General features: G+C 60.0%; 15 protein-coding genes, 1 other RNA gene and 1 pseudogene. 12 read left to right on the forward strand and 5 right to left on the reverse strand.

Translation table 11 applies throughout. The features are described 5' to 3' along the window. Window positions 1-70: 70 nt before the first annotated feature. Both BOA8489_RS12600 and BOA8489_RS12605 read right to left on the reverse strand, forming a co-directional pair. Window positions 71-652 (reverse strand): hypothetical protein, encoded by a 582-nt coding sequence (locus BOA8489_RS12600; protein WP_093974383.1) that lies wholly within the window; start codon window positions 650-652, stop codon window positions 71-73. Window positions 653-734: 82 nt separating this feature from the next. Beyond that, entirely contained in the window at window positions 735-1,193 is a 459-nt protein-coding gene (locus BOA8489_RS12605; protein WP_093974384.1) for an SspB family protein, read from the reverse strand. A 276-nt stretch (window positions 1,194-1,469) separates the two neighbouring features. On the opposite strand from BOA8489_RS12605, the gene BOA8489_RS12610 reads away from it, so the two are divergent. Next, complete coding sequence (locus tag BOA8489_RS12610; RefSeq protein WP_093974385.1) at window positions 1,470-1,916, forward strand: PACE efflux transporter; 447 nt, start codon at window positions 1,470-1,472, stop codon at window positions 1,914-1,916. A 28-nt stretch (window positions 1,917-1,944) separates the two neighbouring features. Beyond that, window positions 1,945-2,343, forward strand: a complete 399-nt coding sequence (speD, locus tag BOA8489_RS12615; protein WP_281256194.1) for an S-adenosylmethionine decarboxylase — start codon at window positions 1,945-1,947, stop codon at window positions 2,341-2,343. Window positions 2,344-2,389: 46 nt separating this feature from the next. Here speD and ssrA read toward each other — a convergent pair. Next, window positions 2,390-2,743, reverse strand: a transfer-messenger RNA (tmRNA) gene (ssrA, locus tag BOA8489_RS12620). A 20-nt stretch (window positions 2,744-2,763) separates the two neighbouring features. Beyond that, the gene (locus BOA8489_RS12625) at window positions 2,764-3,114 is read right to left on the reverse strand and encodes a DUF4345 family protein (protein WP_093974387.1); all 351 of its coding nucleotides are present in this window, start codon (window positions 3,112-3,114) and stop codon (window positions 2,764-2,766) included. 325 nt (window positions 3,115-3,439) lie between these two features. Between BOA8489_RS12625 and acuI the strand changes: the two genes are divergently transcribed. The 4 genes from acuI to BOA8489_RS12645 all read left to right on the forward strand — a co-directional run bounded on the left by acuI (window position 3,440) and on the right by BOA8489_RS12645 (window position 6,935). After that, window positions 3,440-4,426: an acrylyl-CoA reductase (NADPH) gene (gene acuI, locus BOA8489_RS12630; protein WP_093974388.1), complete on the forward strand. Its 987-nt coding sequence runs from the start codon at window positions 3,440-3,442 to the stop codon at window positions 4,424-4,426. Window positions 4,427-4,793: 367 nt separating this feature from the next. Then, window positions 4,794-5,738: an ACP S-malonyltransferase gene (gene fabD, locus BOA8489_RS12635; protein ID WP_093974389.1), complete on the forward strand. Its 945-nt coding sequence runs from the start codon at window positions 4,794-4,796 to the stop codon at window positions 5,736-5,738. A gap of 66 nt (window positions 5,739-5,804) precedes the next feature. After that, entirely contained in the window at window positions 5,805-6,542 is a 738-nt protein-coding gene (gene fabG / locus BOA8489_RS12640) for a 3-oxoacyl-[acyl-carrier-protein] reductase (RefSeq protein ID WP_093974390.1), read from the forward strand. Between the two features lie 159 nt (window positions 6,543-6,701). After that, window positions 6,702-6,935 (forward strand): acyl carrier protein, encoded by a 234-nt coding sequence (locus BOA8489_RS12645; RefSeq protein WP_093974391.1) that lies wholly within the window; start codon window positions 6,702-6,704, stop codon window positions 6,933-6,935. A gap of 74 nt (window positions 6,936-7,009) precedes the next feature. On the opposite strand, the gene BOA8489_RS12650 is transcribed toward BOA8489_RS12645, so the two are convergent. Continuing rightward, window positions 7,010-7,852, reverse strand: coding sequence for a PilZ domain-containing protein (locus BOA8489_RS12650; RefSeq protein WP_093974392.1), 843 nt, complete (start codon window positions 7,850-7,852; stop codon window positions 7,010-7,012). 160 nt (window positions 7,853-8,012) lie between these two features. Between BOA8489_RS12650 and fabF the strand changes: the two genes are divergently transcribed. The 6 genes and pseudogenes from fabF (at window position 8,013) to BOA8489_RS12675 (ending at window position 14,073) form a co-directional block, all read left to right on the forward strand. Beyond that, a complete protein-coding gene (gene fabF, locus BOA8489_RS12655; protein WP_093974393.1) occupies window positions 8,013-9,275 on the forward strand; it encodes a beta-ketoacyl-ACP synthase II in 1,263 nt (420 codons plus the stop codon). Then, window positions 9,275-10,429, forward strand: a complete 1,155-nt coding sequence (gene mltG / locus BOA8489_RS12660; RefSeq protein WP_093974394.1) for an endolytic transglycosylase MltG — start codon at window positions 9,275-9,277, stop codon at window positions 10,427-10,429. The genes fabF and mltG overlap by 1 nt, the downstream gene beginning before the upstream one ends. A 229-nt stretch (window positions 10,430-10,658) precedes the next feature. Beyond that, entirely contained in the window at window positions 10,659-11,003 is a 345-nt protein-coding gene (locus tag BOA8489_RS12665; RefSeq protein ID WP_093974395.1) for a hypothetical protein, read from the forward strand. Next, window positions 10,972-11,420, forward strand: a pseudogene (locus BOA8489_RS20820) (terminase large subunit domain-containing protein); the annotation flags it as partial. The gene BOA8489_RS12665 and the pseudogene BOA8489_RS20820, both read left to right, overlap by 32 nt. Continuing rightward, window positions 11,409-13,373 (forward strand): baseplate megatron protein TIM-barrel domain-containing protein, encoded by a 1,965-nt coding sequence (locus tag BOA8489_RS12670; protein ID WP_176440294.1) that lies wholly within the window; start codon window positions 11,409-11,411, stop codon window positions 13,371-13,373. The pseudogene BOA8489_RS20820 and the gene BOA8489_RS12670, both read left to right, overlap by 12 nt. Next, window positions 13,366-14,073, forward strand: a complete 708-nt coding sequence (locus BOA8489_RS12675) for a DUF2793 domain-containing protein (RefSeq protein ID WP_093974397.1) — start codon at window positions 13,366-13,368, stop codon at window positions 14,071-14,073. Before BOA8489_RS12670 ends, BOA8489_RS12675 begins: the two co-directional genes overlap by 8 nt. Window positions 14,074-14,077: the final 4 nt, after the last annotated feature.

Below are 14,077 nucleotides of genomic sequence, written 5' to 3' on the forward strand. Positions count from 1 at the left end.
TCGCAAGGAAGCTATAGGCAAGCAGCGCCACTTACGCAATCGCGCATGGGTCAGGTGGCACTACGCGACTTCAGGCGAGACGACGTGCGCGCGCCGAGGCAAGGATAGGGTGCGCGTCGAAGGCTTCGGACAGGCGGTCCTGCATCGAGCGCACGCTTTCGCCGTAGAAGTAAAACACAGTCTTGTCGGCGCGACGGGTCCAGCCACGGTTGACCGCGAGGCCCTTCATGGCGTCACTGCACATTTTCGCAAAATCGCGGCGCCCGGGACCATCCGGCGCAAGTGCGCTGTCGACCGAGATCTCAAGCCCTTCCGCAACACCGAAAACAACCGGCTCTCCGCCGTCTGCGCGTCTGATCGACGAGCCATAGGGCGCGTGCAGATAGTCGAGCATACCGGCAACGGTTTCGAGGCTTTCGCGCGAGGCGTCGCGCAGGCCGAGGTAGAGTGTCACGCCGCATATGTCATCCGGACCCGCTTCATGGGCGCGCACTTTGGTCAGGGTGCCCATGGCCGTTGCGACAAGCTGGCGGTTCAGAGGTTCCCCAAACACCGACGAGGCGTCTCGGTGGCCCATGTGAACGGGCAGTCGTGCTTCGACAAAGGTCACGTCGATGGTCGTTGGCTTCATCTTTAAATCGCGAAAAAACATGAGCGGACTCCCCGGTTTCAGGCAGAGAATGACGATCAATAATGGCGCGAGACCGGGGAAATTGCGGCGAAAATACGGCCGATTATTTCCTGAAACTATCGAGACTTACGATTTCTGCTGCCCCGGTATCTTCTTTTGTTTCCAGTTTCGACGCAGTCTCTATTTCCGCCGTTTCATCATCGTCGTCGTCCTGGGTTTCGAATCTCAGGCCGAATTCCACCGATGGATCGACGAAGGTGCGGATGGCGTCGTAGGGGATGTACAGAGGCTCGGGCGAGTCGCCGAAGTTCAGCGTGACCGAGAAGCCTTCATTGGTGACCTCGAGATTGTCGAACCAGTGCTGCATCACAACGGTCATCTCATCGGGGTAGCGATCACTGAGCCAGTCTGCGATTTCCACGTCCGGGTGCATCGTGTCGAACGTGATGAAGAAGTGATGTTCGCCGGGCAGACCGTTCTTGGCCACATCGTTGAGAACGTCCTGTATAAGCCCCCGCATCGCGCGGTGCATCAGGTTCCCGTAATCAATGATGCGCGTCATGGCGTCCCCTGGAATTGAGGTCCCAGCATAAAAGATTCGGACCCGATGAAAAGGTGTCGCGCGAATTGTCGGCCAAAAAATACCATCTGCTCGAACTGGGACATCAAGGGCGGCTTGGATGTACCGCTGGATGCCTGATGTCGCTCGGATGCCAGCGATGAGGAAGATGACGGCTCTCGCTTAGATTCATGCCTGCAAATAATGCTGCAACATTTGTCATCGAATGTCCGCTCGTGCGCGGGAGGAGCGCAGGAAATTGAATGGGACTGACGGAAAATGCTGCGAAGCAGACGCGAGCGGGTGATCCAGACGCTGAGTTACGAAGTGGGCGGACTGGCGATAGCGACGCCACTTTACATGGTGGTTTTCGGGGAAAACGTTTGGGGCTCTGCGGGCTTGATGATTGCGCTTTCCATCGCGGTTCTGGTTTGGACACCGATCTACAACACTGCCTTTGATCGCCTCGATCTGCACTTTGCCGACCGCATTGCCAGCGACCGCCCCACAATGTGGCGCGTGGTTCATGCGATCGGACTGGAAGCAACGACCGTGTTTCTCACAGTCCCGATCGTGATGATCGTAGGAGGGCACGGCTTTGTCGAAGCCTTGGTGGTCGATATGGCGTTGACGCTTGTCTACACGATCTATGGCTTTGTGTTCCATCTGGCCTATGACCGCGCGCGTCCTGTCAAACTGAAAAACGATGAGGAATTGAAGACATGAGCGAGCAGACAGAAACTTTGGCGTTCATCTGATGGTGGATGGGTATGACGCTGACCCCGCGCGGCTTGCTGATTTGGGTGCGTTGGAGGAAATGCTGCATGAAATCCCGGCGCAACTGGGGATGCACGCTATTTCCGAGCCGCTGGTGGTAGAAGTCGGTCCCTTAAATCCGCGCGATCCTGGCGGTATTTCGGGCGTGGTGCTGATTGCCGAAAGTCACATCGGCTTTCACACGTTTCCTGCGCGGGGCTTTGTGACGATTGACGTTTATACCTGTCAGCCGGACCTGGACTGTGATCGCGTGACGGCACTTTTGAAGGAAAAATTCCTGATCGGGAACATGGATGTTCATCTGGTAAAACGTGGTGCGCGCTACCCAAGCGAAGATATTTATCCGCACCAACGCGAAATGAGCGACGTCAGTTGATTGCGCGCTTTTCCAGACAAAAATGTAATGAAAACAATATGTTGTAAGTGCAGGCTTCTGTTGCCAGGTGCCTGCGGACCCCGCCTTAAACCGCAAAGCCTAAGGACTTAGGTTTCAATAGTTCCGACTGCTTACGCAGCCATCGCCATTGGAGCTTTGTTGTCATTTGCAACTAGCTTTGATGGACCGATATCGGTGGTACCTCACCGAGACAAAGCAAAACCCCTTTAGACGTCCGTCGATCCTATTTCGTCCCCATGATCCCCAAATGAGAGATTTTTGGTGGAGACGCCGGGTACCGCCCCCGGGTCCGATCCGCTTATTACGAGCGCGTTTATGTCCATAGTCCCGTTGCCGGAACAGATTGAATATAGGGTGTTTGAGGGCCGGTTGGAAGGGGGCGTGTGACGACGCGCCGCCTTATAGATTAATCGCCAGCAACGTGGATGCGACGGCGGCTTCTATCGCGAAAAAAGTGATCTTCATGCGCGATGCGTCACCGTCAGCGACGATGGACGTCAAGCGGCCAATCGCGGCCCCGCCCCAGGCAAACCCCACCATCGCGAAGGCAAGAGGTGTATTCAGAATGATCGCACCAAGGCCGAGACCAATGAAGAGCGCGCCTGACGCGGCCCGGATTTCGGAAAGACCCATGGTCGAGTTGGTTGGCGCCATATCCAGAAGATCCATCGTGTACCGCGGCATGAGCCAGCCAACCGCCCCGAGGCCGACGCTGGCAAGCGCGAGGAGGATGTTGATGATGTCGGTCATCTGTAAACCTGTTGTTTCATTTGTATGAACATAAATTTTTACGTTTCAGGTTGGGGTTTGGATCACGACAGTTGGTCGCATAATTAACAAAGTTTGAAATTCTCGGTTAAGAATATGTTTTTAAATGATTTTGTTTCGCCGGGGACCTGGTGGCAGTTTTGGTTTTTTGCGCGAGGGCAAAAACGCGTGGTTTTCTGTGTTCTCGGAGCGAGAAAAACAAACTGGCGGCGCTGGGGAAATTAAAGCATATGGCCATTAAGGAAGCCTGAACTGCGGGAGCGGTTGCGGTCATTTGGATTGCTGGAATTGAGAGAAGGACACCGTCATGAGAGCGCTGATTGTTGAAAAAGATGATGAAGGCAAGACGTCGGCGTCTGTTCAGGAGATCGACGAGGCGCGCCTGCCGGACGGCGACGTGACGGTGGCGGTCGAGTATTCCACCGTGAATTATAAGGACGGGTTGTGCATCGGGCCGGGGGGTGGCTTGGTTCGCAATTATCCGCATGTGCCGGGTATTGATTTTGCCGGAACGGTCGAGGCTTCGGATGATCCGCGCTATGCTCCGGGCGACAAAGTTGTGTTGACGGGGTGGCGCGTTGGCGAGGCCTATTGGGGCGGTTACGCCGAGAAAGCACGTGTAAAGGCCGATTGGCTTGTGCCGTTGCCGAACGGGTTGACGACGCGGGCGTCGATGGCTGTGGGAACGGCGGGTTTTACCGCGATGCTGGCGGTGATGGCGCTTGAAGATCACGGGCTTACACCGGACAAGGGCGAGGTTCTGGTGACCGGTGCAGCGGGGGGTGTCGGCTCGGTCGCGACGGCGATTTTGGCCAATCTGGGTTATGAAGTTGCCGGTGTCACCGGGCGGCCCGAGACGGGTGATTACCTGAAAAGCCTGGGCGCGGCGCGCGTGGTTGCGCGCGAAGAGCTGAACGAGACGGTAAAAAGGCCTTTGGAAGCAGAGACTTGGGCTGGTTGCATTGACGCGGTTGGCGGGGCGATGCTGGCGCGGGTTTTGGGGCAGGTTAAGTATGGTGGCTCGGTCGCGGCCGTCGGACTTGCGGGCGGGGCCGGCTTGCCTGCGACAGTTATTCCGTTCCTGTTGCGCGGTGTGAATCTGCTGGGGATCGACAGCGTGATGCAGCCTTTCGAGAACCGTGTGCGGGCCTGGGAGCGGGTGGCGAAAGACCTGCCGATGGACAAGTTGGAAGCGATGGTTCAGCCCGCGACGCTTGAGGATTTGCCGAAGCTGGGCGCTGATATCCTGAAGGGTCAGGTCAAGGGTCGGGTCGTGGTCGACGTCAAAGGTTAACGCGGCGTACGCAGCGAGGCTGTGCTGGGGGTCCGAGGGCAAAAGTTAACGCCTTATTCCATTGTGAAACAGGGCCATTTGGCCATGTCGGTACAACGTCGGTTTGACGTCGGTATTACGTCGGTGCGACCGTACGGAGGTGCCGGGTATGTCGCTTGTTTTGGGGTGTTTTCGGGGATCCTGGTTGTTTCACGGGGTGTACGGTTGTGAAAAAACATTTGCTTTCAATATTTAGCGGCATGAACTTAATGTATTTTTTGCGTTAACCTTTTGGGGTTTTGCCCGGGCGGTCTGAATATCGCGCGACGCAAACTTGCGCGTGAGCAGTCCAGAGCCTACACCGAAAGAAAACGAGGGAGAGCACTAGATGACATTGGCATTCGTATTTCCGGGACAGGGCGCGCAGACCATTGGCATGGGGCGCGATCTGGCCGAGGCATATCCGGCGGCGCGGGCGGTTTTTGATGAGGTAGACGAGGCGCTGGGCGAGAAGCTGTCGGCGCTGATCTGGGAGGGGGAGCAGGACGCGCTGACCCTGACGGAGAACGCGCAGCCTGCCTTGATGGCGACATCGCTTGCGGCGCTTCGTGCGTTGGAGGCCGAGGGCGTATCGATGGGAGATGTGTCTTTTGTGGCGGGGCATTCTCTGGGTGAATATTCGGCGCTTTGTGCGGCGGGGACATTTTCTGTGGCGGATACGGCGCGTTTGCTGCGGCGACGCGGATTGGCGATGCAGGCGGCGGTCCCGGTAGGCGTCGGCGCGATGGCGGCTGTTTTGGGCTTGGACATCGAGTCAGTGCGCGCGATTGCAGACGAAGCGGCGGACGGCGAGGTTTGTGCAGCGGCGAATGACAACGATCCCGCGCAGGTCGTGGTATCGGGTCATAAGGGGGCTGTGGAGCGGGCGGCGGCTTTGGCCAAGGAGCACGGCGCGAAGCGGGCTTTGATGTTGCCGGTGTCTGCACCGTTTCATTGTGAATTGATGGCGCCTGCGGCGCGGGAAATGGCTGAGGCTCTGGCGGGGGTCGAGATGAAAGACCCGAGTGTGCCGGTGGTGGCGAATGTTTTGGCTCAGCCGGTCTCAGATGCGGCTCGGATTGCCGCGTTGCTGGTCGAGCAGGTGACGGCGTCGGTGCGCTGGCGGGAGAGTGTTGACTGGATGGCGGGTGATGGTGGTGTCACCGCGTTCTGGGAGGTTGGCGCGGGCAAGGCCTTGTCGGGGATGATCCGCCGGATCGCCAAGGATGCGGAGACGCGGGCTGTCGGGACGGCGGCGGATGTGGCGGGCGCTGTGGAAGCGATGCGCGGGTAGGGGCGCTGCCCCTCGGCCCTTTGGGCCTCACCCCGGGATATTTGAACCAAAAAGAAGGGCAGTTGGATGTTTGATCTGGAAGGCAAGGCGGCTTTGGTGACGGGCGCGTCTGGTGGTATCGGGGCGGCGATCGCGCAGGGGCTGCATTCCCGCGGGGCGCGCGTTGGTTTGTCAGGCACGCGGGTGGAGCCGTTGGAGGCTTTGGCGGGCGAACTTGGCGAGCGGGCGCATGTGTTGCCCTGTAATTTGAGTGACAGTGCGGACGTGGCGGCCTTGCCCAAGGTGGCGGCCGAGGCGATGGGCGCGGTCGATATTCTGGTGAACAACGCCGGGATCACGCGGGACAATCTGTTCATGCGCATGTCGGACGAGGAATGGGCAAGCGTTTTGCAGGTGAACCTGACGAGCGCGATGATCCTGTCCAAGGGTGTCATGCGGGGCATGATGAAGGCGCGTTGGGGGCGGATCGTGAATATCACCTCCGTGGTGGGGGCGACCGGCAATCCGGGGCAGGCAAATTATGCGGCGTCAAAAGCCGGATTGGTCGGTATGTCGAAGTCTCTGGCGTATGAGGTGGCGAGCCGTGGGATCACGGTGAACTGCGTGGCGCCCGGCTTTATCACGACGGCGATGACCGACAAGCTGACCGACGATCAGAAAAGCGCCATTCTGACGCAAGTGCCGATGGGACGCATGGGCGAGGCCGACGAGATCGCCAGCGCCGTGGTGTATCTTTCGAGTGCCGAGGCCGGATATATCACAGGTGCGACGTTGCATGTGAACGGCGGAATGGCCATGCTATAAGTGGGTCGTGTGTCGTCATTATATCATTTGCCTTTCACGGGAATTTGATATAGGCGGCGCTCATCTTCGCCGGGGCTTGGAGTGTGCGACAAGCGCGTTCCTTTCGAGGCGATACTATCAAATGTGGGCCAAGTCCCCGAGAGAATGTGAGGAATTGACATGAGCGACATCGAAGATCGCACGCGCAAGATCGTGGTCGAGCATCTGGGCGTTGAACAAGACAAAGTCACCGAGAACGCATCGTTCATCGATGATCTCGGCGCTGACAGCCTTGATACGGTCGAGCTGGTTATGGCGTTTGAAGAAGAGTTCGGTATCGAGATTCCGGATGACGCGGCAGAGACGATCCAGAGCTTTGGCGACGCGGTGAAATTTATCAAAGAAGCTGTCTGATTAGTCAGCTTTTTCGAGGTTGAAAGCGGCGTCCTTCGGGACGCCGTTTTTCGTTTGCGACCAGGCATCGGTGGTCAGGGATTGTTGGTGCGGTTTCGGATACGGGTAAGTTCTTCGTCGGTGAAGCGGGTGTCGAAGCGGGCCCCTGCGAAATAGGCGTTTGACCAGATGATGCGGGCCGGGCGCTCGGTTTCGCCGAAGTCGACGGTGAGGGCGGTGCCGGGCGGGGGCGCGGATGTCCACGAGAGCCGGACGCCTCCGATGGAGATATCGGCTGTGTCGGCCAGATCGGGCGCGCCGTTTTCCACAGTTACAAGCACCGAGATCGAGGAGGGGGAGCGCGTGAGGCGTATGGTGCGCGGTTCCTGCGCGCCCTTCTTGCGCAGGGCGTAGGCGCCGCCGGCGGCGAAGATCAGGGTGAGGAGGGCGAGGCTTGAGTACGCGGTGCGGGACGTGTCGGCGGGTTTTTGCGCGGTGTTCGTTGTGTCTGGGTCGGTCGCTTCGCGGAAACGCGCGGTTTCGGCAAGAGCCTCATCGCAGCCTGTCGCGGTGAGGAGGCCGTCAACATAGACCAGGTTTTCCAAAGTGCGTGCCGCGTGATAGCCGCGGTCGCCGTGGGCGCTGTTCAGCAGGGCCGAGGCGTCGGCAAAGAGGCGGGCGATGCGCGAGATGTCGGCGCGCGCGCCTTCGCTGTCGAGATCGCGTCCAAGCTTTGCCGCGCTGGTGGTGGCGAGTGCGTCGGAAAGGCGCGCGGTGTGCGCCTGCCAGTCGTCGAAATCCTGCGCCTGAAGGAGTGTTTTGTAAGTCTGGGCGAGGTCGGCAAGCCGATTGGAAGCGGTGCAGGCAAGCGCGGGTGTGCCGACGAGGCACATCACGGCGAGCGGGATGCAGAAGCGTTTGGCGGCGGGCGATCGCATCGTCGGGACTTTGGGTATTCCGGGAAATGAAGGACGATCATAGCGTGGTGGGGGTTTTCAACTTCTTAACGCTTGGGGTCTGGATGGGCGCGGCTTGATTGCGCGCCTTTCGCGGGGCGTGTATGAGGTTTGGAACGGCATTGAGAACCGGAGAACAGGCATGCGTCGCGTCGTCGTCACAGGATTAGGAATGGTCTCGCCACTTGCGTGTGGTGTGGAGGAAACTTGGAGCCGGATTTTGGCTGGGCAATCGGGGGCGGGGACAATCTCGCGGTTCGATGCGAGCCATCTGGGCACGACCTATGCTTGCGAGGTTCCGCGCGGCGATGGCTCGGACGGGACGTTTAATCCGGATGACTGGATGGAGCCGAAAGAGCAGCGCAAGGTCGATGATTTCATCCTTTATGGCATGGCGGCGGCGGAGCAGGCGGTGAAGGATTCGGGCTGGGCACCGACGGACAAAGAGAGCCTTGAGCGCACGGGCGTGATGATCGGCTCCGGTATTGGCGGTTTGCAGTCGATTGCGGAGACGGCCGTGTTGTTGAAGGAGCGGGGTCCGCGTCGGGTGTCACCGTTCTTTATTCCGGGGGCGTTGATCAATCTCGTTTCGGGGCAGGTGTCGATCCGGTTTGGGTTCAAGGGGCCGAACCACGCGGTTGTGACGGCCTGTTCGACAGGCGCGCATGCGATTGGCGATGCGGCGCGGCTTATCATGCTGGATGATGCGGATGTGATGGTTGCAGGTGGGGCGGAGAGCCCGATTTGCGAGATCGGCATCGCCGGGTTCAACGCGTGCAAGGCTTTGTCGACGAAGCGGGCGGGTGAGCCTCAGAAGGCGTCGCGCCCTTATGATGCGGATCGCGACGGGTTCGTCATGGGTGAGGGTGCCGGCGTCGTGGTGCTTGAGGAATATGAGCACGCCAAGGCGCGCGGTGCGAAGATTTACGCCGAGGTTTTGGGTTATGGTCTGTCGGGGGATGCCTATCACATCACTGCGCCGTCCGAAGATGGTGAGGGCGGTGAGCGGGCGATGCGCGCGGCTTTGCGGTCGGCCAAGCTGACGGGGGCGGATATTGATTACATCAATGCGCATGGCACATCGACGATGGCGGATACGATCGAACTTGGCGCGGTTGAGCGTGTGATGGGAGATGCGGCGGCGGGGGCGACGATGTCGTCCACGAAGTCGTCGATCGGGCATTTGCTGGGGGCCGCGGGCGCTGTGGAGGCGATTTTCTGCATTCTGGCGCTGCGCGATCAGGTGGCGCCGCCGACGATCAATCTGGACAATCCCGCGGTGGAGCCGAAGCTGGATCTGGCCCCGAACAAGAAGCGTGAGCGCAAGATTGACGTGGCTTTGTCGAACTCGTTCGGGTTTGGCGGCACGAATGCGTCGTTGGTTATGGGACGGGTTAACGACTGATGTGGCGTAATCTGGCGTCGAATGTGCTGACATTGATGATTGTCGCGCTGATTGTGGCGTTTGGCGGTTTGACATGGGCGCAGCGGCAATACACCGGGCCGGGGCCTTTGGCGGATGCAATTTGTCTGCAAGTAGCTCCGGGCAGCAATATGCGGCGCGTGGCGGTCGATCTTGAGGCTGCGGACGCGATCAGCAATGCCACGATTTATCGATTGGGGGCGGATTATTCGGAAAAGGCGAATGATCTGAAAGCGGGTTCGTTCCTGATACAGGAAGGCGCTTCGATGTCCGAGATCGTGGATGCGATTACCGGGGATGGATTATCGACGTGTGGGACGGAAGTAATTTACCGGGTTTCGGTCAATTCCAAGTCGGTGCGGGTGCGCGAGCTGGATGCAGCGACGCAGGAGTTTGAGGTCACGGCCGAGTTCGATCCGGGGGCTGAAGAAGCCCCCGAGCCCTATCTGGCGGCGCGCGACGATGTGGCGACGCGCTATCGGGTGGTGATCGCGGAAGGTGTGACAAGCTGGCAGGTGGTCGATGCTTTGCGCGCATTGGATGTGTTTGAGGGCGAGGTGACGGAGATCCCTGCTGAGGGGACACTGGCGCCGGATGGGTATGAGATCACGCCGGGGCAGGATCGTGCGGAGTTTTTGAACTCGATGACGGCCATTCAGTCGATTCGATTGGCCGAGGCCTGGGAGAACCGGGCGGAAGATGCGCCGGTTGAGACGCCCGAGGAGGCTTTGATTCTGGCGTCGATCATTGAGAAAGAGACCTCGGTTGCGGAGGAGCGCGGTATGGTGGCGAGTGTGTTTGCCAACCGCTTGCGGCAGGGGATACGACTTCAGACCGACCCGACGGTGATTTACGGCATCACGCGGGGTGAGGGAATTCTGGGGCGCGGTATCCGCCAGAGCGAGCTGCGACGGGAAACGCCGTGGAATACATATGTGATCACCGGGCTGCCGCCGACTCCGATTGCGAATCCGGGGCAGGCGAGTATTGAGGCGGCGCTGAACCCTGATGACACCGACTATATTTTCTTTGTGGCGGACGGAACCGGGGGCCATGCCTTTGCTGAAACGCTGGCCGAGCACAATGCGAATGTCGCGGAGTGGCGCAAGATCGAAGCTGAGCGCGAGAGCCAGTAGCGCCTTGATTGCTTGGGGTTTTCTGCGTGCTGGCGGTGTGCCGTTAACCTTTCGGTAATTGCAACGTACGGTATTATTGATTGTTTTCAGTAGGTTACGCTTGACTTTGCGCACGGTCTATGGCATACCTTCAGGCAAGATAGGACAGGTGGCAGAGCGGCCGTGGGGATAGCCCGCGGTGTGTTTAAACCAGAATCGCCTGCATTTCCCAAGCATACAGGACCCCGTTATGACGGATGACCCGATCGGGAAGATCGGGGCTGACGCGTCGCGTCAGCTTCTTGCGCAGAGTGAGCAGATACTGCGCGACTTGATGGCTGCCTTCGAGACGGCAGCCGGACGATTGCGGGCAAAGGATGCGCCGCTCGATACCGATATCTCAAGCGCCATCGTGATGCTTGCGAAAACCCGGACCACCGTGATCCAGGAGATTCAGACGAATGACAAACGTGTCCAGCTTTCCGGCGGGGTCTTTTCGCGCAAGCCCCACAACTTTGACAGCGTCCGCGACGAACTTGGGCGCCGGCTTGATCGCATCCGCGATGCCCGAGGAACAGGCGACGTTTCTGAGTGAGTTGCCAGCCGAAGTCGTAAGGGCTTTGCCGTATCTGTTCGAGTTCTGGGCATTGCCACATCAGTTGCCACCCGAGGGGGACTGGCGGACGTGGATGGTGCTGGGTGGGCGCGGTGCGGGCAAGACGCGGGCCGGAGCCGAGTGGGTGCGAGCGCAGGTTGAGGGCGCTGGGCCTGAGGATGTGGGGCGGTGTTCGCGCATTGCCTTGGTGGGTGAGACCTTTGATCAGGCGCGCGATGTAATGGTTTTGGGCGAGAGCGGGATTGTTGCCTGTTCACCGGAGGATCGAAAGCCCGTCTGGGAGGCGTCGCGCAGGCGGCTGGTCTGGCCGAATGGGCTGTGGCGCAGGTGTTTTCGTCGCATGACTTTGAGGGACTGCGCGGCCCGCAGTTTGACGGTGCCTGGGTGGATGAGATCGGATGCGCGGCGCTGGATAAGGCGACGAACCAGCCGAACAAGTTCCTGGATGCGAAGTCGTCGGAAAGTGCGTTGCCGAAGTATTCCAACGGTGCGCGGGATGATCTGATCCAGATGCAGTATCTGCGGGCGATGGCGGAGTTCTGGCGCGATCCGGCGAACAATCCGGAAGCCACGCTTTATGACGGGCAGATGGTGGATCCGGACCGGATGTTTGTCTGGGCGTGGGATACGCGTCCGTTTCCGCATTTTCCGGGCAACGCTGCGCTGTGGAGTGACGGAAAGAATTATGGGCGCGGGCATTGGTTGTCGGGGCGTGTGTCTTCGCGGTCCTTGGCGGGAGTGGTGGCCGAGGTCTGTGCAAAGGCGGGTGTTTCGGATGTGGATGTGTCCGAGCTTTACGGCTTTGTGCGGGGCTATAGGCTGAATGGCGATGAGGATGCGCGTTCGGCGTTGCAGCCTTTGTTGTTGGCATCGGGTGTGGATGCGGTCGAGCGGGACGGGCGCTTGGTGTTCAAGAACCGCGATGCGCATCCGGTTTCGGTGGTGACGCCGGATCATCTGGTGCGCGAGGGCGATGCCGGTCAGGTGGTGCAGACGCGCGAGCCTGTGGTGGATGTGCCGGGGCGTGTGCGGCTGAATTTTATCGAAGCCGATGGCAGTTATCAGCTACGCGCCGAAGAGAGCATCTACCCGGATGGGACTGCGGATGGCGTCGCAAGCAGCGAAGTTGCGCTGGTTTTGACGCAGTCGGAGGGCGCGCAGACGACCGAGCGTTGGTTGTCCGAAGTGCGCGTGGCGCGCGACAAGGTCACGCTGATGGTGCCACCTTCGTTTGCTGTGGCGGCGGGCGATGTGGTGCAGTTGGAAACGGGGGAGGTTTCGGGGCAATTCCGGGTGGATCGGATCGAGGACGCGGGCGCCAAGGTGATCGAGGCGGTGCGCGTGGTCTCGGGGGCCTACGAGGCGGCGCCCACGCCTGACGTCGTGGTTCCGACGCCAACTGTAACCGCGCCTATGCCAGTTTGGCCCATGATGCTGGATTTGCCGTTGCTGGCCGGCAACGAAAGCCCGGAAACCCCTGTGATTGCGGTTGCTGCGTCGCCGTGGCCGGGGTCGGTGGCGGTTTACGGCTCGGATACGGGCGATGACTGGGGTTTTGAAGCGAACGTGCCGCGCGCCGCGATTATCGGCGAGACTTTGTCGCCATTGAGCGCGGCACGGGTAGGTCAATATGATCGGGGCGCCGCGCTGGAAGTGAAGTTATCGGGCGGCGCGCTTGGAAGCATCGGCGAAGCGGCCTTGCTGAACGGGGGCAATCTGGCGGCCATCGGAGATCCGTTGACCGGCGCCTGGGAAGTGTTCCAGTTCCGCGATGCGATTTTGGTCGGCGCTGATACCTGGGCGCTATCGATGCGGCTTCGCGGGCAGCGCGGGACGGACGGGCTTGTGCCGGGTGTCTGGCCGGTCGGGTCGGTTGTGGTCATTCTGGATGGCAATATCGTCCCGATTCCGCTGTCGCCGAACCGGCGAGGGGCTGCGCGGTCTTATCGCGTTGGTCCGGCGTCAAAGCCGGTGGATCATCCGGCGTATCGCACGCTTGATCACACCGCGATGGGGATTGGTTTGAGACCCTTCACGCCGGTGCATCTTGGCTGGCGGCGTGATGGACTTGGCGATGTTACGGTGTCCTGGACGCGGCAGAGCCGGATAGATGGCGACTTCTGGGAACCTGGAGAAACACCGCTTGGCGAGGCGCGTGAAGCCTATCGGGTTCGGGTTCGGGTTGGTGGTGTCGTGCGCCGTGAAGTGACGGTTGTCACACCATCGTGGGTCTATAGCGCGGTGGATCAGCTTTCAGACAGCATCAGCGGTGCGTTCGTCGTTGAGGTGGCACAAATCTCGGATCGCTTTGGTCCGGGGCTTTTTGGAAAGGTAAGCGTGGATGACTGAGACAACACAATTGGGGTTGCCGCTTGTACAGCCCGCGCAGGCACAAAAGCATGTGACTGTGAATGAGGCGTTTGCGCGGCTTGATGCACTGGCGCAGATCACTTTGGCAGGTGAAGCGGGCGTTGCTCCCGGGGCGGCGGTTGACGGCGCGCTTTATGCTGTTTCAGCTGGAGCGAGCGGTGAATGGGCGGGCGAGGACGGGCGGCTGGCGCTGTTCCTGAATGGCGGTTGGGTGTTCGTGACACCTCAGGTCGGCTGGCGGGGCTGGCGTGCGGATAGTGGTGTTGCGGTGGCCTTTGATGGAGAGGACTGGGTCCCTGGCGGCGGTGCGTTTTCGCCCAATGGTGCTGGATTTGTGCAGCGCAGCGTTGAGGTCGATCATAGCGTCGCCGCAGGCGCGACCAGCGTGGTTCCGGGTTTCATTCCCGCCAATGCCACGGTCTACGGGATCACGGGGCGCGTTGTGACCGACATCGGTGGCGCGGCCAGTTTTGAGGTTGGCGTGGCGGGCAGTTCGAACCGGTACGGCAGCGGAATCGGGGTGTCCACGGGGGCTTGGCTGCGCGGGATTACGGGCAATCCGCTGGCCTATTACAGTGATACGGATGTCATTCTGACATCCACGGGCGGCAATTTCGATGGGTCTGGTGTCGTAAGACTTGCCGTACATTTCGCCGAACTGACGCTGCCGCGCGGCTGATCGG

Origin of the sequence: Boseongicola aestuarii (genome assembly GCF_900184815.1) — a bacterium.
GTDB lineage: Bacteria > Pseudomonadota > Alphaproteobacteria > Rhodobacterales > Rhodobacteraceae > Boseongicola > Boseongicola aestuarii.